Source organism: Morganella sp. TYF_1 (assembly GCF_043105645.1).
In the GTDB taxonomy this organism is placed as follows: domain Bacteria; phylum Pseudomonadota; class Gammaproteobacteria; order Enterobacterales; family Enterobacteriaceae; genus Morganella; species Morganella morganii_B.
In genome coordinates, this window is the sequence record NZ_JBICLU010000027.1 from 1 (window position 1) to 20,287 (window position 20,287).

17 protein-coding genes and 1 tRNA gene are annotated in these 20,287 nt (G+C 51.9%); 13 read left to right on the forward strand and 5 right to left on the reverse strand.

What is annotated here, in order from left to right:
* Positions 1 to 2: 2 nt before the first annotated feature.
* Positions 3 to 78 (forward strand) — tRNA-Trp (locus tag ACF8OF_RS18645).
* 192 nt (positions 79 to 270) lie between these two features.
* On the opposite strand, the gene hdfR is transcribed toward ACF8OF_RS18645, so the two are convergent.
* Positions 271 to 1,083 carry an HTH-type transcriptional regulator HdfR gene (gene hdfR / locus ACF8OF_RS18650; RefSeq protein WP_274371389.1) on the reverse strand — a complete coding sequence of 271 codons (813 nt, stop codon included), beginning with the start codon at positions 1,081 to 1,083 and terminating at the stop codon, positions 271 to 273.
* A gap of 118 nt (positions 1,084 to 1,201) precedes the next feature.
* Between hdfR and ACF8OF_RS18655 the strand changes: the two genes are divergently transcribed.
* Complete coding sequence (locus ACF8OF_RS18655; RefSeq protein ID WP_004234373.1) at positions 1,202 to 1,540, forward strand: DUF413 domain-containing protein; 339 nt, start codon at positions 1,202 to 1,204, stop codon at positions 1,538 to 1,540.
* A 50-nt stretch (positions 1,541 to 1,590) separates the two neighbouring features.
* On the opposite strand, the gene ACF8OF_RS18660 is transcribed toward ACF8OF_RS18655, so the two are convergent.
* Positions 1,591 to 3,123, reverse strand: coding sequence for a YifB family Mg chelatase-like AAA ATPase (locus ACF8OF_RS18660; RefSeq protein ID WP_392497374.1), 1,533 nt, complete (start codon positions 3,121 to 3,123; stop codon positions 1,591 to 1,593).
* A 489-nt stretch (positions 3,124 to 3,612) separates the two neighbouring features.
* Here ACF8OF_RS18660 and ilvL point away from each other — a divergent pair, with 489 nt between their 5' ends.
* The 6 genes from ilvL to ilvA all read left to right on the forward strand — a co-directional run bounded on the left by ilvL (position 3,613) and on the right by ilvA (position 10,165).
* A complete protein-coding gene (gene ilvL / locus ACF8OF_RS18665; protein WP_079549161.1) occupies positions 3,613 to 3,711 on the forward strand; it encodes an ilv operon leader peptide in 99 nt (32 codons plus the stop codon).
* Between the two features lie 108 nt (positions 3,712 to 3,819).
* The gene (gene ilvG / locus ACF8OF_RS18670) at positions 3,820 to 5,466 is read left to right on the forward strand and encodes an acetolactate synthase 2 catalytic subunit (protein WP_392497375.1); all 1,647 of its coding nucleotides are present in this window, start codon (positions 3,820 to 3,822) and stop codon (positions 5,464 to 5,466) included.
* The gene (ilvM, locus tag ACF8OF_RS18675) at positions 5,463 to 5,741 is read left to right on the forward strand and encodes an acetolactate synthase 2 small subunit (RefSeq protein ID WP_123567648.1); all 279 of its coding nucleotides are present in this window, start codon (positions 5,463 to 5,465) and stop codon (positions 5,739 to 5,741) included. Before ilvG ends, ilvM begins: the two co-directional genes overlap by 4 nt.
* Before the next feature lie 12 nt (positions 5,742 to 5,753).
* Complete coding sequence (locus ACF8OF_RS18680) at positions 5,754 to 6,680, forward strand: branched-chain amino acid transaminase (protein ID WP_262860444.1); 927 nt, start codon at positions 5,754 to 5,756, stop codon at positions 6,678 to 6,680.
* 63 nt (positions 6,681 to 6,743) lie between these two features.
* Positions 6,744 to 8,594 carry a dihydroxy-acid dehydratase gene (gene ilvD / locus ACF8OF_RS18685; protein ID WP_392497376.1) on the forward strand — a complete coding sequence of 617 codons (1,851 nt, stop codon included), beginning with the start codon at positions 6,744 to 6,746 and terminating at the stop codon, positions 8,592 to 8,594.
* 2 nt (positions 8,595 to 8,596) lie between these two features.
* Positions 8,597 to 10,165 carry a threonine ammonia-lyase, biosynthetic gene (gene ilvA, locus ACF8OF_RS18690; RefSeq protein WP_392497377.1) on the forward strand — a complete coding sequence of 523 codons (1,569 nt, stop codon included), beginning with the start codon at positions 8,597 to 8,599 and terminating at the stop codon, positions 10,163 to 10,165.
* Here ilvA and ilvY read toward each other — a convergent pair.
* The gene (gene ilvY / locus ACF8OF_RS18695; RefSeq protein WP_392497378.1) at positions 10,142 to 11,038 is read right to left on the reverse strand and encodes an HTH-type transcriptional activator IlvY; all 897 of its coding nucleotides are present in this window, start codon (positions 11,036 to 11,038) and stop codon (positions 10,142 to 10,144) included. The genes ilvA and ilvY overlap by 24 nt on opposite strands.
* A gap of 193 nt (positions 11,039 to 11,231) precedes the next feature.
* On the opposite strand from ilvY, the gene ilvC reads away from it, so the two are divergent.
* The 3 genes from ilvC (at position 11,232) to ACF8OF_RS18710 (ending at position 15,095) form a co-directional block, all read left to right on the forward strand.
* On the forward strand, positions 11,232 to 12,707 hold the full coding sequence (gene ilvC, locus ACF8OF_RS18700; protein ID WP_262883210.1) for a ketol-acid reductoisomerase: 1,476 nt from the start codon (positions 11,232 to 11,234) through the stop codon (positions 12,705 to 12,707).
* Positions 12,708 to 12,846: 139 nt separating this feature from the next.
* Entirely contained in the window at positions 12,847 to 14,877 is a 2,031-nt protein-coding gene (rep, locus tag ACF8OF_RS18705) for a DNA helicase Rep (RefSeq protein ID WP_036418223.1), read from the forward strand.
* On the forward strand, positions 14,874 to 15,095 hold the full coding sequence (locus ACF8OF_RS18710; protein ID WP_046894206.1) for a DUF6500 family protein: 222 nt from the start codon (positions 14,874 to 14,876) through the stop codon (positions 15,093 to 15,095). The genes rep and ACF8OF_RS18710 overlap by 4 nt, the downstream gene beginning before the upstream one ends.
* 17 nt (positions 15,096 to 15,112) lie before the next feature.
* Here the strand turns inward: ACF8OF_RS18710 and gppA are convergent, their stop codons facing one another.
* Together gppA and rhlB are read right to left on the reverse strand one after the other, a co-directional pair.
* Positions 15,113 to 16,621, reverse strand: coding sequence for a guanosine-5'-triphosphate,3'-diphosphate diphosphatase (gene gppA / locus ACF8OF_RS18715; protein WP_392497379.1), 1,509 nt, complete (start codon positions 16,619 to 16,621; stop codon positions 15,113 to 15,115).
* An 8-nt stretch (positions 16,622 to 16,629) separates the two neighbouring features.
* Positions 16,630 to 17,925 (reverse strand): ATP-dependent RNA helicase RhlB, encoded by a 1,296-nt coding sequence (rhlB, locus tag ACF8OF_RS18720; protein ID WP_279798953.1) that lies wholly within the window; start codon positions 17,923 to 17,925, stop codon positions 16,630 to 16,632.
* A 119-nt stretch (positions 17,926 to 18,044) separates the two neighbouring features.
* Between rhlB and trxA the strand changes: the two genes are divergently transcribed.
* On the forward strand, positions 18,045 to 18,371 hold the full coding sequence (gene trxA, locus ACF8OF_RS18725) for a thioredoxin TrxA (protein ID WP_025154607.1): 327 nt from the start codon (positions 18,045 to 18,047) through the stop codon (positions 18,369 to 18,371).
* Between the two features lie 472 nt (positions 18,372 to 18,843).
* Positions 18,844 to 20,103 (forward strand): transcription termination factor Rho, encoded by a 1,260-nt coding sequence (gene rho / locus ACF8OF_RS18730; RefSeq protein WP_004234397.1) that lies wholly within the window; start codon positions 18,844 to 18,846, stop codon positions 20,101 to 20,103.
* Positions 20,104 to 20,287 lie beyond the last annotated feature (184 nt).

Below are 20,287 nucleotides of genomic sequence, written 5' to 3' on the forward strand. Positions count from 1 at the left end.
TTAGGGGCGTAGTTCAATTGGTAGAGCACCGGTCTCCAAAACCGGGTGTTGGGAGTTCGAGCCTCTCCGCCCCTGCCATTTACTTGATAAGTAATAACTAAAGATCTTTATTTATTAATAGCCCGGTTCGTTATGAACTGGGTTTTTTATTATCTGAATTTCGCCTTCTTATGTGTTGTATCCTGCCGAATTTCCTTTCTTTTTTGCGACCACTCCCTTCAGTGCAATAGTTACCGCCCTACCTATCTTTAAAATCATCCGTAACCGGTGTTATACCGGTATTGCGATTAATTGCCCGATAAGCCCCTGTTGATCACTGTTCTGCAACCAGACAGCATACAGAGGCTTTGTAATCAGGTCATCATTCACAGGTTTCAGCTCCGGAAACGTTTTTTTCCAGTGTGCCGGTAAATATGCAACGGATGATGTCACTGACAATAATTGTTTTGCCTGAAAAGCAGACGATGTTGTCAGCACCGGAGACTGGCAGCGGGCAAAAACGGCCTCGTCATGTTGCTGAAAGTCGGCGCTCCATTCCAGGCGGATAAGACCCGGAGAGTTCTCTGCCGTCAGTGACTGTATGCTGAACAGCTGAAGTGTGATTTCACCGACAATTTCACTTTTCAGTTCATCCATTTTAGGCTGCTCAGTAGAGATCAGTAAATCCAGTTCGCGTGCATGTAATTGTTTTACCAGAGACTGACGGGATGCAATTCTGGTCTCCAGGCGCAGATCTGCGTGTGACTGGTAGGTCCGTCCGAGCCAGGGGGTCAGACAAGCTTCCCACAATGATGCCGTCGCTCCGATGGAAAGCGGGTTATGTACGGAGGCATGATTAATTTCCTGTTTTGCCAGTTGCCAGGTATTGATCAGCGCTTCGGCATAAGGTACTAACCGCTCGCCTGCTGCGGTCAGGCGGATATTATTCCGGTGGCGGGTAAAAAGATTTGCCCCGAGATTTGTCTCTAACTGTCTGATCCTAAAGCTGACTGCAGATTGTGTAAGGTATAAGGATTCAGCCGCACGCCCGAAGTGACGGGTTTTACTGACCTCCAGAAAGGTTTTCAGTAATTCTGTATCCACTGGTATCTCCAAAAATTTTTGTCGTTAAGATTTAAATATTTTGTTTTACAGAATCCTAATGCTATCTAATACTCCGCGCCATAAAGAGTATGTCAGTAGAGAATTAGGAGTGTGTCAGATGGCAGAAAGCTTTATCACGACTAATCGTTTTTTTGATAATAAACATTATCCTCGTGGTTTTTCACGCCATGGTCATTTCACCATAAAAGAAGCTCAGTTACTTGAGCGCCATGGTTTTGCTTTCAACGAACTGGATATGGGTAAACGCGCCCCCCAGACGGACGAAGAAAAACAGTTTGTTTCTGTATGCCGTGGTGAGCGTATGCCGGAAACAGCAGAAGAAAAAGTGTGGATTAAGTATCTGGAGCGTATTCGCAAACCAAAACGCTTCCACACGCTGTCCGGTGGTAAACCTCAGATCGATCCGTCGGAAGACTATACCGACACAGATGATTAATATCATCAGAAATAATAAGTTAAAAGGGGCATTCGTGCCCCTTTCTCTTTTTAAGAGACCGCCTGCTGCAGTTTATGGATTAATCTGTCCATTACCCGGTAACTGAGTGCTTCCAGTATATCTTTTCGTGACACCTGTCCTCCTTCATCCCGCAGATCAGCTATCGTTCTGCTGACGCGCAGTATACGGTGCCATGCCCGCACAGACAGATTAAGTTGTGTCAGGGAATCCTCAAGAAAACGGGCATCCTGTGCTGATAGTGCACACACTTCCTCTGTTTCTTTGCCTGACAGTCCCGCATTCAGTTTTCCCTGCCCGTTACGGCGGTATTGTTGTTTGCGTGCGGATTGTACCCGTGCTTTTACCTGCTCATGAACCGGCGGATCTTTGTCTGTCCGGCTTAATGTGCCGGGGGGCAGCATCGGCACTTCAATCGATAAATCAAACCGGTCCAGAAACGGTCCTGAGATACGGGAAAGGTAACGCAGAAGCTGCTGAGGGCCGCTGCGGTTATGTATGCCCTGATAATGGCCCGTCGGGCTGGGATTCATCGCAGCAATGAGTTGTATACGGGCAGGGAAACATACTTTTGCTTTGGCTCTGGAAATAATGATTTCTCCGGATTCAAGCGGTTCACGCAGGGAGTCCAGGGATTTACGGGAGAATTCAGGGAGTTCGTCAAGAAACAGGATGCCGTGATGTGCCAGTGATATTTCTCCCGGCAGCGGAATACTGCCGCCACCGGTGAGTGCCGCAGAGGATGCGGTATGATGTGGTGCTCTGAACGGACGCTGAGGCCATTTATTGGGTTCTGATGAGGTTTGGGTCAGGCTCCGGATTATCGCCACGTCAAGAGCTTCCTGTGCGGTTAACGGCGGGAGCAGTGTTCCCAGCCGGCTGGCCAGCATGGTTTTTCCGGTACCGGGCGGGCCGAGCAGAAGTAAATTGTGCCCGCCGGCTGCGCTGATCTCCAGAACCCGTTTGGCGTGTTGCTGTCCGGTAATATCATCGATACCTGTACCGCTATCATTTTCTGTTTTTCCCGTCAGATGGATGTTTTCATTTAATTCCTGCTGCTGATGAAAAAAAGCAGCGATCTGCAGTAAATTATCTGCCATCAACGCCGAACCTGCGGGAAGGATACATAATTCATCATTATGCTGTTTTGATACCACAGCCTGTCTTCCGGACTGACGGGCAGCCAGTACTGCCGGTAATATCCCGCGGCAGAACCGGAGTTCTCCCGAAAGGCCCAACTCCCCCGAAAACTCATAATTTTCTGTTAATTTTGCATCTATTTGCTCTGAAGCTGAGAGTATGGCAACAGCGATAGGCAAGTCATATCGCCCGCCTTCTTTGGGCAAATCAGCTGGGGCAAGATTGATCGTGACCCGCTTTGCCGGAAATTCAAATCCACCGTTGATCAGGGCACTGCGGACGCGATCCCTCGACTCTTTAACCGCGGTTTCCGGTAATCCCACCAGTGTTAATCCGGGCAGCCCGGCACTGATATGTGCTTCGACCGTGACCAGCGGTGCTTCTGTCCCGATCATGGCACGGGTATAAACAATGGCAAATGACATCAGGTCATCCTGCAGTTACATAAACGAATTATCATGATGGTGATTTTTTGCATCATTTCGCAGCAAAATTCTGTTTTTTACAATGTATATCGACAGATTTTATGTATGTTGCATAAAAGTGATTTCTGTTCTGCGTGTTGTGCGGAAAACAGAACAACAGGGAATTAATTTCCGGGTTTCAGAATAAAAAATCTGTCACGCTTTTCATCGTATTCAGGAGACGTCACGCGAGGGGGAAAAGTAAATTGTACCGGAGAATGTTTTGTTTTTCCGGTGTTGTTCCGGAAGCGACGATTTTGACAGAGAAGGATGTTGTCGGATTAGTAAATGGCAGTGAAATATTTTAATTAAAAAGGCAGTTAGCTGAATTATATGGATTTTTATTCTTGTTGTTAAAAAAAAGACAAATAGCCGTTGTCAGGAATTCGATAACATGATAACTCTAAAATAAAGAGACCAACTGAATACGGCAGACAGAAGAATTTATCCATGAATAAGATTGTCCGGGTTATCAGCCTAATTATCGTGAGCGTGGTGGTGATTATTATCCCACCGTGCGGGGCTGCACTCGGATACGAAAATGGCTGATACGAGCCAGGATCTCACGAGAACCCCGCACCGAAAGGCGCGGGGTTTTTTTTAACCTTAAAATTATGATTTTTCACTGATAGAAAACGGCGGACTAAGGAGTCACACATGAACGGGGCACAGTGGTTAGTGCAGGCACTACGAACACAGGGCGTTGACACTGTGTTCGGCTACCCGGGCGGAGCGATCATGCCGATCTATGACGCGCTGTATGACGGTGGTGTGGAGCACGTGCTCTGCCGTCATGAACAGGGGGCGGTTATGGCGGCAATCGGCTATGCACGGGCAGGGCAGAGAACAGGGGTATGCATCGCAACATCAGGGCCGGGGGCAACAAACCTTATCACCGGGCTGGCGGATGCACTGCTTGATTCAGTACCGGTTGTTGCCATCACCGGACAAGTAGGTTCATCACTGATTGGTACGGATGCCTTTCAGGAGATCGATGTGCTGGGGCTGTCTTTGTCATGCACAAAACACAGCTTCCTGGTTGAATCAATTACTGATTTGCCGCGAATTATTACCGAGGCTTTCGCGATTGCCGCAGGCGGCCGTCCGGGGCCGGTACTCATTGATATCCCGAAAGACATTCAATTACAGATTAGTGAATTTACCCCGTACTTTTTGCCGGTGAATGATGCAGAACCGCTGTCACCGACGGCGCTCTCCCGTGCACGGCAGCTGATGCGGGAAAGCCGGAAGCCGGTGTTGTATGCCGGTGGTGGTGTCGGTATGTCAGGCGCAGTTGCACAGCTGCGGGCGTTTCTGGATGAAACCGGTATGCCGGCGGTGAGTACCCTGAAAGGGCTGGGGGCGGTATCTCCGGATTATCCGTATTACCTCGGGATGCTCGGGATGCACGGGGCAAAAGCAGCGAACCTTGCAGTTCAGGAGGCGGATCTGCTGATTGCGGTCGGAGCCCGTTTTGATGATCGGGTGACCGGTAAACTGAACGCATTTGCTCCGCATGCAAAGGTGATCCATGTGGATATCGACCCTGCCGAGCTGGATAAATTACGGCAGACACATGTTTCTCTTGCCTGTGATGCGAAACAGGTTCTGCCGCTGCTGTCACAGCCGCTGTCATTATCGGCCTGGCAGCATCAGGTGAAGGCCATGAACGCGGAATATGCTCCGGATTATTCACATGCCGGTGACAGTATTTATGCACCGCTGCTGTTATCTCAGGTCTCCGCAGCCAAACCGGCAGATTGTGTGGTGACAACGGATGTCGGTCAGCACCAGATGTGGACAGCGCAGCATATGACCTTTGACGGCCCGGAAAATTTTCTGACTTCCGGTGGTCTGGGCACGATGGGGTTTGGTTTACCGGCGGCGATCGGCGCACAGATTGCCCGCCCGCAGGCAACGGTGCTGTGTGTGTCCGGTGACGGCTCTTTCATGATGAATGTGCAGGAACTGACCACCATCAAACGCAAACGCCTGCCGGTCAAAATCCTGCTGCTGGATAATCAGCGTCTCGGCATGGTGCGCCAGTGGCAGGAACTGTTTTTCGATAAACGTTACAGCGAGACGGTGCTGGATGACAATCCTGATTTTGTTGCTCTGGCCCGCTCGTTTGATATCCCGGGACAGCGGGTGACGGAAAAATCCGCGCTGCCGTCCGCAATTGAGACCCTGTTACACCATCAGGGCCCGTATTTATTACATGTCGCCATCCGTGAAGAAGATAACGTCTGGCCATTAGTACCGCCGGGCGCGGGTAACGAACATATGTTGGAGAGCGCATTATGATGCAGCATCAGTTAGCCATTCAGGCTCGTTCATGCCCGGAAATCCTGGAACGGGTTCTGCGGGTTGTCCGCCACCGCGGATTTAACGTCTGCGCCATGAAAATGGATCTGGCGAAAGGTTCCGAAGGTGATAATGTAAACATTGAGTTAACAGTTTCAAGCCTGCGGTCGCCGGCGCTGCTCTGTACACAGTTAGTTAAGCTGGCGGATGTGGCGGATGTCGAAGTCCTCACAAAAAATACACAAAATTATCAACATATTAGCTGTGCAGTATAAAGGAAAATTACAATGACAAAAAAAGCTGATTTTATTTGGTTCAATGATGAGATGGTTCCGTGGGCAGAGGCAAAAGTGCATGTTATGTGTCATGCTATGCATTACGGAACCTCTGTTTTTGAAGGGATCCGCTGTTATGAGTCTCATAAGGGCCCTGTCGTTTTTCGTCATCGCGAACATATGCAACGCCTGCATGATTCCGCCAAAATCTATCGTATGCCGGTGGAATATTCCGTTGATGAATTAATGGAAGCCTGCCGCGCCACGCTGCGCAAAAATAACCTCTCAAGTGGTTATATCCGCCCGCTGGTCTTTATCGGGGATGTCGGCATGGGGGTTAACCCGCCGCAGGGCTATAAAACCGATGTCATCATCGCGGCATTCCCGTGGGGAGCCTATCTGGGTGAGGAAGCACTGGATGCCGGGATTGATGCGATGGTGTCATCCTGGAACCGTGCTGCACCGAACACGATTCCGACCGCAGCCAAAGCCGGCGGTAACTACCTGTCCTCGTTACTGGTCGGCAGTGAAGCCCGCCGTCACGGTTATCAGGAAGGGATTGCGCTGGATGTACACGGTTATATTTCTGAAGGCGCAGGCGAGAACCTGTTTGAAGTGAAAAATAACATTATCTTCACACCGCCGTTTACCTCTTCCGCACTGCCGGGTATTACCCGTGATGCGATTCTGACCCTGGCAAAAGAGCTGGGTTATGAAATCCGCGAGCAGACGCTATCCCGCGAATCACTTTATCTGGCGGATGAAGTCTTTATGACCGGTACCGCGGCGGAAGTTACACCGGTACGCAGTGTTGACGGCATTCAGGTGGGTATTGGTCGCTGCGGTCCTGTCACCAAAGAGATCCAGCAGGCATTCTTCGGGTTGTTCACCGGGAAAACAGAAGACAAATGGGGCTGGTTAGATCCGGTAAATCCATAATAACGAAACCGATTTACAGGCGGGTCGTTCCCCGCCTGATTTTTGCAAACACGGGAGATTACAATGCCTCAGTACCGTTCGGCGACAACCACACATGGCCGAAATATGGCGGGTGCGCGCGCATTATGGCGTGCGACAGGAATGACAGATGCCGATTTCGGCAAACCGATTATCGCGGTTGTTAACTCATTCACACAATTTGTTCCGGGTCATGTTCACCTGCGGGATCTGGGTAAACTGGTGGCAGAGGAAATTGAGGCCGCCGGTGGCGTTGCCAAAGAATTCAATACCATTGCTGTGGATGACGGGATCGCGATGGGGCACGGCGGGATGCTTTATTCTCTGCCGTCACGCGAACTTATTGCCGATTCCGTGGAATACATGGTGAATGCGCACTGTGCGGATGCCATGGTGTGTATCTCTAACTGCGACAAAATCACCCCGGGGATGCTGATGGCGTCACTGCGCCTGAATATCCCGGTTATTTTTGTGTCCGGCGGCCCGATGGAAGCCGGTAAAACCAAACTGTCTGACCAGATCATCAAACTGGATCTGGTGGATGCCATGATCCAGGGCGCAAATCCCGAAGTTTCTGATGCCGACAGTGAACAAATCGAACGCTCTGCCTGCCCGACCTGCGGCTCCTGTTCCGGTATGTTTACCGCGAATTCAATGAACTGTCTGACCGAAGCGCTGGGTTTATCCCAACCGGGTAACGGCTCGCTGCTGGCAACCCACGCCGATCGTAAAAATCTGTTCCTCAGTGCCGGACGCCGGATTGTGGAAATCACCAAAAAATATTACGAACAGGATGATATCCGTTTTCTGCCGCGCAATATCGCCACCAAAGCGGCATTTGAGAACGCCATGATTCTGGATATTGCCATGGGCGGTTCAACCAACACCGTTCTGCACCTGCTGGCGGCAGCGCAGGAAGGGGAGGTTGATTTCACCATGGCGGATATTGATCGTCTCTCCCGTGCGGTGCCGCATTTATGCAAAGTCGCGCCGAGTACGCAGAAATACCATATGGAAGATGTGCATCGCGCCGGCGGGGTAATCGGCATCCTGGGCGAGTTGGATCGCGCCGGGTTACTTCACCGGGAAGTCAGCAATGTGCTGGGGATGACCCTGCCGGAATTGCTGGCGGCATATGATATTACACTGACGAAAGATGCTGCGGTAAAACAGATGTATTCCGCGGGGCCTGCCGGGATCCGCACAACAAAAGCATTCTCTCAGGATTGCCGCTGGCCGTCCCTTGATGATGACCGTGAAAATGGCTGTATCCGCAGCAAAACCCATGCCTACAGCCAGGATGGCGGGCTGGCGGTACTGTCCGGCAATATTGCCGAAGATGGCTGTATTGTGAAAACCGCCGGGGTGGATGAGGGGAGTTTAACCTTTACCGGACCGGCAAAAGTGTATGAGAGTCAGGATGATGCGGTAAAAGCGATTTTGGGCGGCGAGGTTGTTGCCGGGGATGTGGTGGTGATCCGCTACGAAGGGCCGAAAGGCGGGCCGGGGATGCAGGAGATGCTGTATCCGACGACCTATCTTAAATCAATGGGCCTGGGAAAAAGCTGTGCGCTGATCACTGACGGACGTTTCTCCGGCGGTACTTCCGGGTTGTCCATCGGCCATGTTTCGCCGGAAGCAGCCAACGGCGGACTGATCGGGCTGGTTCAGACCGGGGACACGATCGCCATTGATATTCCGTCACGGCAGATTTCACTGAACGTGGATGAGCAGACACTGGCAGCACGCCGGGCAGCGGAAGAAGCCCGGGGTGAAAAAGCCTGGTCACCGCAGAACCGTGAACGGCAGGTCTCTTTTGCGCTGCGCGCATATGCGCTGCTGGCGACCAGTGCCGATAAAGGCGCAGTGCGGGATAAAAGTAAACTCGGAGGTTAAGGATGACCGCAAAACAACCATTGTCTGCTCAGCCGTCAGCGGCTGAGTATGTGAGAGCGGCCTTCAGCGCCTCTGTTTATGATGTCGCTCAGGTTACGCCGCTGCAACTGATGCCGAAGCTGTCCGCGCGGCTCGGCAATACCATTTCAGTGAAACGGGAAGACAGACAACCGGTGCACAGTTTTAAGCTGCGCGGCGCGTATGCCATGATTGCGGAGCTGACAGAAGAACAGAAACGGCGTGGCGTGGTGACGGCATCAGCCGGAAACCATGCTCAGGGCGTGGCGTTATCTGCCGGGAAAACCGGGGTGAAAGCCCTGATTGTGATGCCGGTGGCGACGGCGGATATCAAAGTAGATGCGGTTCGCGGGTTCGGCGGTGAAGTGGTTCTCCACGGCGCTAATTTTGATGAGGCTAAAGCGCATGCGCTTGAACTGGCAACCTCTCTCGGCATGACATTTATCCCGCCGTTCGATCATCCGTCGGTGATCGCCGGTCAGGCTACGATTGCCCTTGAACTGCTGCAGCAGAATGCCCGGCTCGACAGGGTGTTTGTGCCGGTCGGCGGCGGTGGACTGGCCGCCGGGGTGGCGGTATTTATCAAACACCTGATGCCGGATATTAAAGTGATCGGGGTGGAAGCGGAAGAGGCTGCCTGTCTGAAAGCCGCGCTGGATGCCGGACATCCGGTCGAATTACCGAAAGTCGGGTTGTTTGCCGAAGGTGTGGCAGTCAAACGGATTGGTGATGAAACCTTCCGTCTGTGTCAGCAGTATCTGGATGATGTGATCACAGTGGACAGTGACGCCATCTGTGCAGCCATGAAAGATCTGTTTGATGATGTGCGGGCAGTGGCGGAGCCTTCCGGGGCACTGGCGCTGGCGGGAATGAAGAAATACATTCAGCAGCACAATATTCAGGGAGAAAATCTGGCGCATGTGCTGTCCGGTGCCAATGTGAATTTCCATGTGCTCCGCTATGTGTCAGAGCGGTGTGAACTGGGTGAGCAGCGCGAAGGTGTGTTCGCGGTGACGATTCCGGAAGAGAAAGGCAGTTTCCTGCGGTTTTGTCAGGCGCTCGGCCCGCGTGTGGTGACAGAGTTTAACTATCGCTACAGCAGTTCAGATGAAGCATCGGTATTTGTCAGCGTTCGTGCCGATGAAGGTCCGGGCGCACGGCAGACGATTCTGGATGGCCTTTCCGCCGCCGGATTCAGTGCGACGGATTTATCCGATGACGAAATGGCGAAACTGCATGTCCGCTACATGGTGGGCGGGCGTCCGTCAGCATCGTTGCAGGAGCGGCTGTTCAGTTTTGAATTCCCGGAAGCGCCCGGCGCACTGCTGAAATTCCTGGAAACACTCGGTACTCACTGGAATATCACGCTTTTCCATTACCGCAGCCACGGCACGGATTACGGCCGCGTACTGGCGGCGTTTGAAATACAGGAAGGGGATGTGCAGTTTGAGCAGCATCTGAATGCACTTGGTTATGACTTCCGCGATGAAACCGGTAACGCCGCATTTACCCGTTTCCTTGCCCCGCAGTTATCCGGGGTGGCGCGGCAGTAGTTGCCAGAAGGCTCTGATCAGCGGCTCATGCAGCCGCTTGTTCAGTGTGCAGACACCCAGCTCAAACGGCGCGGCCATCGAAATATTATCGAGTTGCAGTATCCGGCTGCGGATTGCGTCCGGGCTGTTTTCCACCACCACATTCGGGATCAGCGCGATACCGCAGCCCAGTGCCACCATCGACACAATCGCTTCATGGCCGGACACCGTGGCATAAATCTGCGGATCCTGAATCCGGTGAGTTTTAAACCATAAATCAATCCGTTTACGTGACGGGCCATGCTCTGGAATGATAAACGGGATATTTTCCCAGTCGGGCACCGGCTGTACCGCCTGTTGTCTGACCGGGCACGGCAGCGCGGGCGCTATCAGTGACAGCGGGATTTCGCCTATCTGGTGAAAGCGGACATTATCCGGCAGTTTTTCCGGCTTACCCGCAATACCGAGATCGGCTTCCTGTGACTGCACTTTTTCCACTGCATCCGCCGCGTCTCCGGTGGTCAGCTTGATTTCCACCTGCGGATGTTCTGCTCGGAACTGATCCAGAATCTGCGGCAGATGGCTGTATGCGGCGGTGACGGAACAGAACAGACGTAATTCACCGGTCAGTGACGGGCTCTGGTGATTAAGCGCATGTTGCAGCTGCTGGTATTGCAGCACCGTTTCCTGCGCAAATTTTTTCAGCTGTTCCCCGGCGGCTGTCAGCTGAACAGTGCGGTTATCCCGCAGAAACAGCGGATGCCCGAGGGATTCTTCCAGGCGCTGGATCTGCCGTGAGAGTGTCGACGGGCTGATATACATGGCAGCCGCGGTTTTGCCGAAATGGCAGCTCTCCGCAAGATGTAAAAACAGTCTGAGTTCCCGGATATCCATCACAACCTCTCAGGGGATTATGTTTTAGTCAGTACGTTGCATAAATTGCATCACTATCTTGTGAATATATCAATTTAAGCAATGAAAATCATGACATATAGTCATTATAAATAAAGGGTATATCACCCCGGTAAATAACGAAATCAGTGCTGCGAAGACAGCAATCTGAGCAAACACAATACACGGAGTCACCATGGCGAATTATTTTAATACACTGAATTTGCGCCAGCAGCTGGCGCAGTTAGGCAAATGCCGGTTTATGGCACGCGAAGAATTTGCGGACGAGGCGGGGTATCTCAAAGGCAAAAAAGTGGTGATTGTCGGCTGTGGTGCGCAGGGGCTGAACCAGGGACTGAACATGCGCGATTCCGGACTGGATATCGCTTATGCGCTGCGTCAGGAAGCGATCGATGAGAAGCGCACCTCATGGCGTCGTGCCACCGAAAACGGTTTTACCGTCGGCACGTATGAAGACCTGATCCCGCAGGCTGACCTCGTGGTTAACCTGACGCCGGACAAACAGCACTCTGCGGTGGTGAAAGCGGTTCAGCCACTGATGAAATCCGGTGCGGCACTGGGTTACTCACATGGCTTCAATATTGTCGAAGTCGGCGAAACCATCCGTCCTGATATCACGGTTGTGATGGTGGCACCGAAATGTCCGGGAACGGAAGTGCGTGAAGAGTACAAGCGCGGCTTTGGTGTTCCGACACTGATTGCAGTTCATCCGGAAAATGATGCCAAAGGTGAAGGCCTGGCGATTGCCAAAGCCTGGGCTGCGGCGACCGGCGGCCATCGTGCCGGTGTTCTGGAATCATCTTTTGTTGCAGAAGTGAAATCTGACCTGATGGGCGAGCAGACTATCCTCTGCGGTATGTTGCAGGCCGGTTCACTGCTTTGTTATGACAAAATGGTTGCTGACGGGGCTGACCCGGCGTATGCGGGTAAGCTGATCCAGTACGGCTGGGAAACCATTACCGAAGCACTGAAACAGGGCGGGATCACACTGATGATGGACAGATTGTCCAACCCGGCAAAAGTCCGTGCTTATCAGCTGTCTGAAACCCTGAAAGCACAGATGAAGACCCTGTTTGAAAAACATATGGATGACATCATTTCCGGTCATTTCTCCTCAACGATGATGGCAGACTGGGCAAATGATGATAAAAATCTGCTGACATGGCGTGAAGAGACCGGCAAGACGGCATTTGAAAACTATCCGGATTCTGAGCAGAAAATCAGTGAACAGGAATATTTTGACCACGGAGTTGTCATGGTCGCAATGGTGAAAGCCGGTGTTGAGCTGGCATTTGAAACTATGATTGACGCGGGGATCATTGCAGAATCTGCTTATTATGAATCATTGCATGAACTGCCGCTGATCGCCAACACTATTGCCCGTAAGCGTTTGTATGAAATGAACGTGGTTATCTCCGATACCGCAGAATACGGCAACTACCTGTTCTCCTTCGCAGCCGTGCCGTTACTGAAAGACTTTATGGCATCACTGCAGCCGGGCGACCTGGGTAAATCCGGGGCAGATTACGGCACGGATAACGCACAGCTGCGTGATATCAATGAAGCGATCCGCCAGCATCCGATTGAAACTGTGGGCAAAACCCTGCGCGGCTATATGACGGATATGAAACGTATCGCAGTCGGCGGCTGATAACAAAATCGTTTAATGATAAAACGGCACCTGCGGGTGCCGTTTTCCGTTTTAATGGGCGACGTCCGGTTACACTTCTGTTGTACCTTTCTGCTACAATTCCCTTCTGTTCCAGTATTGAGTCGAGTTAACAGCGCGTATGAAATTAAATCCCGGCCAGCAGCAGGCCGTTGAGTATGTTCAGGGGCCGTGCCTTGTGCTTGCGGGTGCCGGCTCCGGCAAAACCCGTGTGATCACCAATAAAATTGCCCATCTGATCCGCAATACCGGCTATCAGCCGCGCCAGATTGCGGCGGTGACTTTTACCAACAAAGCCGCGCGGGAAATGAAAGAGCGTGTTGCACAAACCCTGGGGCGCAAAGAGGCCAAAGGGCTGATGATCTCCACATTCCATACCCTGGGGCTGGAGATTATCAAGCGGGAATACAAAGCACTGGGGATGAAAAGTAATTTCTCCCTGTTCGATGATCAGGATCAGCTCGCGTTGCTTAAAGAGCTGACGTTTGATCATCTGGAAGAAGATAAAGAGTTACTGCAACAACTGGTCAGTCAGATCTCGAACTGGAAGAATGCCCTGCTGACGCCGGAACAGGCAAAAGGGCTGGCGCGATCAGAGCGTGAACATACGTTTGCTGAGTGTTACCGCCGTTATGAATTGCATCTGAACAGCTGTAATGTGCTTGATTTTGATGATCTTATCACCAAACCGACCCTGCTGTTTGCCCGTGATGAACAGGCGCGTGAGCGCTGGCAGCAGCGTATCCGTTATCTGCTGGTGGATGAGTATCAGGATACCAACACCAGTCAGTATCAGCTGGTGAAATTGCTGGTCGGTAAACGCGCGTATTTTACCGTTGTGGGTGATGATGATCAGTCAATTTATTCATGGCGTGGCGCACAACCGAAAAACCTGGTACAGCTGAGTAAAGATTTTCCGGAGTTGCGGGTGATCAAGCTGGAGCAGAATTACCGCTCGTCCGGCTGTATTCTGAATGCAGCGAATATCCTGATCGCCAATAACCCGCATGTATTTGAAAAACAGCTTTTTTCAAACCTCGGGTATGGAGATCCGATGAAAGTGATCACCGCGAATAATGAAGATCATGAAGCGGAGCGGGTGGTCGGGGAGTTGATCGCCCATCATTTTATCAATAAGACCGATTATAAAGATTACGCGATCTTATACCGCGGCAACCATCAGTCGCGGATCTTTGAAAAAATGCTGATGCAAAACCGGATCCCGTACCGGATCTCCGGCGGAACCTCTTTCTTCTCCCGTCCGGAAATTAAGGATTTGCTGGCGTACCTGCGTGTGCTGACCAATCCGGAAGATGACAGTGCTTTCCTGCGTATCGTGAACACGCCGCGCCGGGGAATAGGACCGGCTACTATCCAGAAATTGGGTGAGTGGGCCAATACGCGGGACAAAAGCCTGTATCAGGCCAGTTTTGACCTCGGACTGGGGCAGACACTGTCCGGTCAGGGGCTGGCGGCGCTGACGAATTTCACCGGCTGGCTGGCGGAAGTGGAAAAATTGGTTGAGCGCGAGCCGCTGATCGCGGTGCGTGATTTACTGCACGGCCTGGATTATCAGAGCTGGCTTTTTGAAACGTCCGCCAGTCCGAAAGCCGCTGAGATGCGGATGAAAAACGTCGATCAGCTGTTCAGCTGGATGGCGGAAATGCTGGAAGGGGATGATCTCAACGAGCCGATGACGCTGGCACAGGTGGTTACCCGCTTTACGTTGCGCGACATGATGGAGCGCGGCGAGGAAGCAGAGGAGCTGGATCAGGTGCAACTGATGACACTGCATGCCTCTAAGGGGCTGGAATTTCCGTATGTTTTCCTCGTGGGGATGGAAGAGGGGATTTTGCCGCATCAGTCCAGTATCGATGAGGATAATGTGGATGAAGAGCGGCGTCTGGCCTATGTGGGGATTACCCGTGCGCAGAAATCCCTCTTTTTTACCCTGTGCCGTGAGCGCCGCCAGTACGGCGAGTTGATCCGCCCTGAACCGAGCCGGTTTCTCTATGAACTGCCGCAGGATGATCTGCACTGGGATGACGGCAAAAAAGTGGTGAAAACCGCCGAAGAGAAACAACAGGCCGGGCTGCGCGGTGTGGCCGGGCTGAAGGCGATGCTGGCAAAGAAAAAGGAAGAAAACGGATGAGGGAATCACTCAGAGCAAAAATGATCGCGGTATGTGATGATAAGATACTGAAAAAAGGTGAAAATACAGGTTTATCGTTTTACGCGTTTTTTGCCAATAAAAATGATGATCCGGAATTACTGATGGAAGCCGCTACGTGGTGGATTATGACCCGTAAGTTGGATCACTTTGAAAAGGCTCATAAAATTAAAGCCCTGATAATGTCCGAAAACGGATAATCAGGGCTTATTATCTGTCAGCCGAGGGTGGATGGTTTCTGTTCTTCCAGCATAAGTGACCACTGCACATAACTCTGCCACTGAATTTCCTGCTGTAATGCTTCTGCGCGCAGCGGATGCGATTGCTGCCAGCCGACCGGCAGTGTGACAATCAGCCCTTCGGCAGATGCACGGATACGCAGCGACGGCAGGGTGTCATCACGGCGGCGGCTGGCAAAAATAATCGCCAGACGCAGCAGACGACACAGACAACCGGCTTCACGCGGCGTCAGTGCATTTTGCTGATTGAGAGAATGGATATCTAACGGGCCGCTCTGATTACGCAGCAGTACCGCTAACAGGCGGCGCTGTGCCGGTGTGAAACCGGGTAAATCCAGATTACTGACCAGATAACCGGCATGTTCAGGGCCTTTGCGGAAATCAACACTCAGCCCGATTTCATGGATTAGTGCGGCGCTGCTGAGCAGTTCACGACAGCGGATATCCAGCTGCCAGGCAGTTGCCACCTGCTGAAAAAAGTGATCCGCTAACTGGCGGACCCGTTTGCCCTGGTCGGCATCTATCTGAAAACGCTTCTGAATATTTTTCAGTGTCCGGGTGCGGATGTCCTGCTCTACCGGCAATTCCAGCATGCCGTAGACCAGCCCTTCACGCAGTGCTCCCCCGGCGAGTGTCATGCTGTCAATGCCGAGCGTTTCAAAAATCGCGATAAGAATAGCCAGCCCGCTCGGGAACACCAGTGCCCGCTCCAGCGTCAGCCCTTCAATTTCCAGCTCTTCCAGTTTGCCGCACTCAATCGCTTTGCGTTTGAGCTGCTGCAGTTTCGGCAGGGTGATTTGTTCATCCATGCCCTGAGCAATCATAATTTCCTGAAGTGCCTGAACGGTGCCGGATGCGCCGACACACACCTGCCAGCCCTGCGCCAGAAGTGCCGGGGCGACAGGGGCGATAATATCGCGGGCAGCCTGTTCGGCACCGGCGAAATTCTCTGTGGTCAGGGAGCGATCGGTAAAATAGCGCTCCAGCCAGGTGACGCAGCCCATTTCCAGGCTGAACAGTTCCGTGGTTTTGGTGCCGCTGCCGGTCACCAGTTCGGTACTGCCGCCGCCGATATCGACCACCAGACGTTTATCCGACCCGCCGGTGGTGTGGGCAACGCCCTGATAAATCAGACGTGCTTCTTCCTCACCCCGGATAACGGTGACCGGATGACCGAGGATCTCCGCCGCTGTTTCCAGAAATTCACCGGCATTTTTAGCCAGGCGCAGGGTCGCTGTTGCCACCACGCGGATTTGGGAATCCGGGATATCCTGCAGGTGTTCGGAAAACAGGCGCAGACACTGCCAGCCGCGGGCCATCGCTGCCGGAGACAGGATATTCTCTTTATCCAGCCCGGCTGCCAGACGAACCTTGCGTTTTATCCGTGACAGTACCTGAATACTGCCCGCGATCTCCCGTACCACCAGCATATGAAAGCTGTTGGAACCCAGATCGATGGCAGCATAAAGTGAAGACGATCTCAGCATGGCGGCCTTCAGCGTTTGGTGCGGTTATTGTTATGACGCGGCCCGTTGCTGTTGCGGCGCGGCATATTGCGGCGGTTCTGACCACCTCCGGTGCGCGGCGGACGGCGGCGGCGCTTCGGTACCGGCAGATCAGTCAGCAGCGCATCGCTGTTGTATTTACTGACCGGAATCGGATGACCGGTATATTCTTCAATCGCAGGCAGGTTCAGTGCGTACTCTTCACAGGCCAGGCTGATGGAGTGACCACTTTCCCCGGCACGTCCGGTACGGCCGATACGGTGAACATAATCTTCACAGTCATCCGGCAGGTCATAGTTAAAGACGTGAGTCACTGACGGGATATGCAGACCACGGGCTGCAACATCCGTTGCCACCAGAATATCCAGATTACCGTGAGTGAAATCCTCGAGAATACGCAGACGTTTTTTCTGCGCCACATCGCCGGTCAGCAGGCCGACACGGTGGCCGTCAGCCGCCAGGTGTGCCCAGATATCTTCACAGCGGTGTTTGGTATTGGCGAAAATAATGCAGCGATCCGGCCACTCTTCTTCCAGCAGTGTCTGGAGCAGACGCATTTTTTCTTCATTGGACGGATAGAATAACTCTTCTTTGATCCGGTGACCGGTACGCTGTTCCGGTTCAATTTCAATGTATTCCGGGTTGTTCATCTGCTCAAATGCCAGCTCACGGACACGGTAGGAGAGTGTCGCGGAGAACAGCAGGTTCATACGCTCGGCGCATGGCGGCATATGGCGGAACAGCCAGCGGATATCTTTGATAAAGCCGAGATCGTACATACGGTCTGCTTCATCGAGAACCACAACCTGAATGGCGCTCAGGTCGATACGGCCCTGTTTGGCGAAGTCGATTAAGCGCCCGGTGGTGCCGATAATCACATCGACGCCGTCATCCAGCACTTTGATTTGTTTGTCGTAGCCGTCACCGCCGTAAGCCAGGCCGGTTTTCAGCCCGGTAAGCTGAGACAGTGGTTCGGCGTCAGAATGGATCTGTACCGCAAGTTCGCGGGTCGGGGCCATAATCAGCGCACGCGGCTGATTGATTTTGCGGCCTTCCGGTGCCGGATGGGTAAGTAAATGATGAAACGTTGACGTCAGAAATGCCAGCGTTTTCCCTGTTCCTGTTTGTGCCTGTCCTGCAACATCCCGGCCGTTGATCGTCAGGGGAAGTGTCAGCGCCTGAATAGGCGTGCAGTTATAAAAGCCCTTAGAATCAAGCGCTTCTACCACTTTAGTATGCAAGGCGAAGTCAGAAAACTTCTTGTCTGTTAAATGTGTTTTGCTCATATTTAGGTAGAATATCAGTTTAATGTTGCGTTACGGAAGTCTATTCGCTGAAATAGGTAAATCCTATCATTAAATAATGGTAGACTAATCGGGTATCGTACAAATTTTGGAGTGGAACAATGAGCGATAAAATTATTCACCTGACTGATTCCGTTTTCGAACAAAGCGTATTAAAAGCAAACGGCCCTGTGCTCGTTGATTTTTGGGCAGCCTGGTGTGGCCCGTGTAAAATGATTGCCCCTATTCTAGACGAAATCGCCGACGAATATGCAGGGAAAATCACTATCGCAAAACTGAACATTGATGATAACCCGCAGACAGCGCCAAAATACGGCATCCGCGGTATCCCGACATTACTGCTGTTCAAGGACGGCATGGTGAAGGCAACGCAGGTTGGTGCGGTATCCAAAACCCAGCTGAAAACCTTTATCGATAACAATATCTGATAGCCGGTTTCAGCATTTGTCGTTAAGATGTCCCGCGGGAACGTGAATTAATCCTTGTTCACCCGCTGGACGTCTTCTCTGAAGCATGATAAGTTAGCGCCAGCTGATCAGGTATCGCTGAAGCTCCTCAGACAGCATAGCATACTGACAACTCTGTAGTGTCTGAAAGTCTGTTATCTCCGGATACATCAAGGTATCCGATATCCCGGTCCCGGTGTCCGGTTATCCCTCGGAGATAAATCTAATTTGCGGGAATGTCACCCAATTTGTTCTCCCAAATAGGATGTGCATCACATCTTGCCCTGTGCCGGGTGTTCACAGTCAGCCTTGCAGACGATTACCTGGAAATGCAAAAATATTCGTATTAACAGTGAAAATCGGTTTTGTAAAAAATTAACCTGGTAGCGATAACGTTACCGTATTATTCACGTTCATAATTCGAGATACACCCCGAGTCAAAGAACCCACCATTATGAATCTTACCGAATTAAAGAATACGCCGGTATCAGAGCTGATTACTCTCGGCGAAAATATGGGGCTGGAAAACCTGGCCCGTATGAGAAAGCAGGACATCATCTTCTCTATCCTCAAGCAGCACGCGAAGAGCGGCGAGGATATTTTCGGTGACGGTGTGCTGGAAATATTGCAGGACGGCTTTGGTTTCCTCCGTTCTGCTGACAGTTCATACCTCGCAGGCCCTGATGATATCTACGTTTCTCCCAGCCAAATCCGCCGTTTTAACCTCCGTACCGGTGACACCATTTCAGGTAAAATCCGCCCGCCGAAAGAAGGCGAACGTTATTTTGCCCTGCTGAAAGTTAACGAAGTCAACTTCGACAAACCTGAAAACGCCCGCAGTAAAATCCTGTTTGAAAACTTAACACCGCTGCACGCAAACCGCCGTCTGCGTATGGAGCGTGGTAATGGTTCAACAGAAGATTTAACCGCCCGTGTGCTTGACCTCGCCGCTCCTATCGGCCGTGGTCAGCGTGGTCTGATTGTGGCACCGCCGAAAGCCGGTAAAACCATGCTGCTGCAGAATATCGCGGCTAATATCGCGCATAACTACCCTGACTGTGTGCTGATGGTTCTGCTGATCGACGAACGTCCGGAAGAAGTGACCGAGATGCAGCGTCTGGTTAAAGGTGAAGTTATCGCGTCCACCTTTGATGAACCGGCAGCGCGTCACGTTCAGGTCGCGGAAATGGTTATCGAGAAAGCCAAACGTCTGGTTGAGCATAAAAAAGATGTCATCATCCTGCTCGACTCCATTACCCGTCTGGCCCGTGCCTACAACACCGTCGTTCCTTCCTCCGGTAAAGTACTGACCGGTGGTGTGGATGCCAACGCCCTGCATCGTCCTAAGCGTTTCTTCGGTGCCGCGCGTAACGTGGAAGAGGGCGGAAGTCTGACTATCATCGCGACCGCACTGGTTGATACCGGGTCGAAGATGGATGAAGTTATCTACGAAGAATTTAAAGGTACAGGTAATATGGAATTACACCTGTCCCGTAAGATCGCAGAAAAACGTGTCTTCCCGGCGATTGATTACAACCGCTCCGGTACACGTAAAGAAGAGCTGCTGACCACTCAGGATGAACTGCAGAAAATGTGGATCCTGCGCAAAATTATCCATCCGATGGGTGAGATTGATGCGATGGAGTTCCTGATTAACAAACTCGCGATGACGAAGACCAACGAAGAGTTCTTCGACTTCATGAAACGCTCGTAGCTTTTCGACGACACTTTATAACTAACGCCGCATGTATTGTGGCGTTTTTTTTTACCGGTTATGCACGGAGCGCCCGTTTTACAGGGCATGGTATGTTTCTTGCATGTATTATTTGCCTGGTAATGGCAGGTTCTGCACGGTGATGTCGGCCGGCAGGGATAATAAAAATATCTGAAAGGGTTGT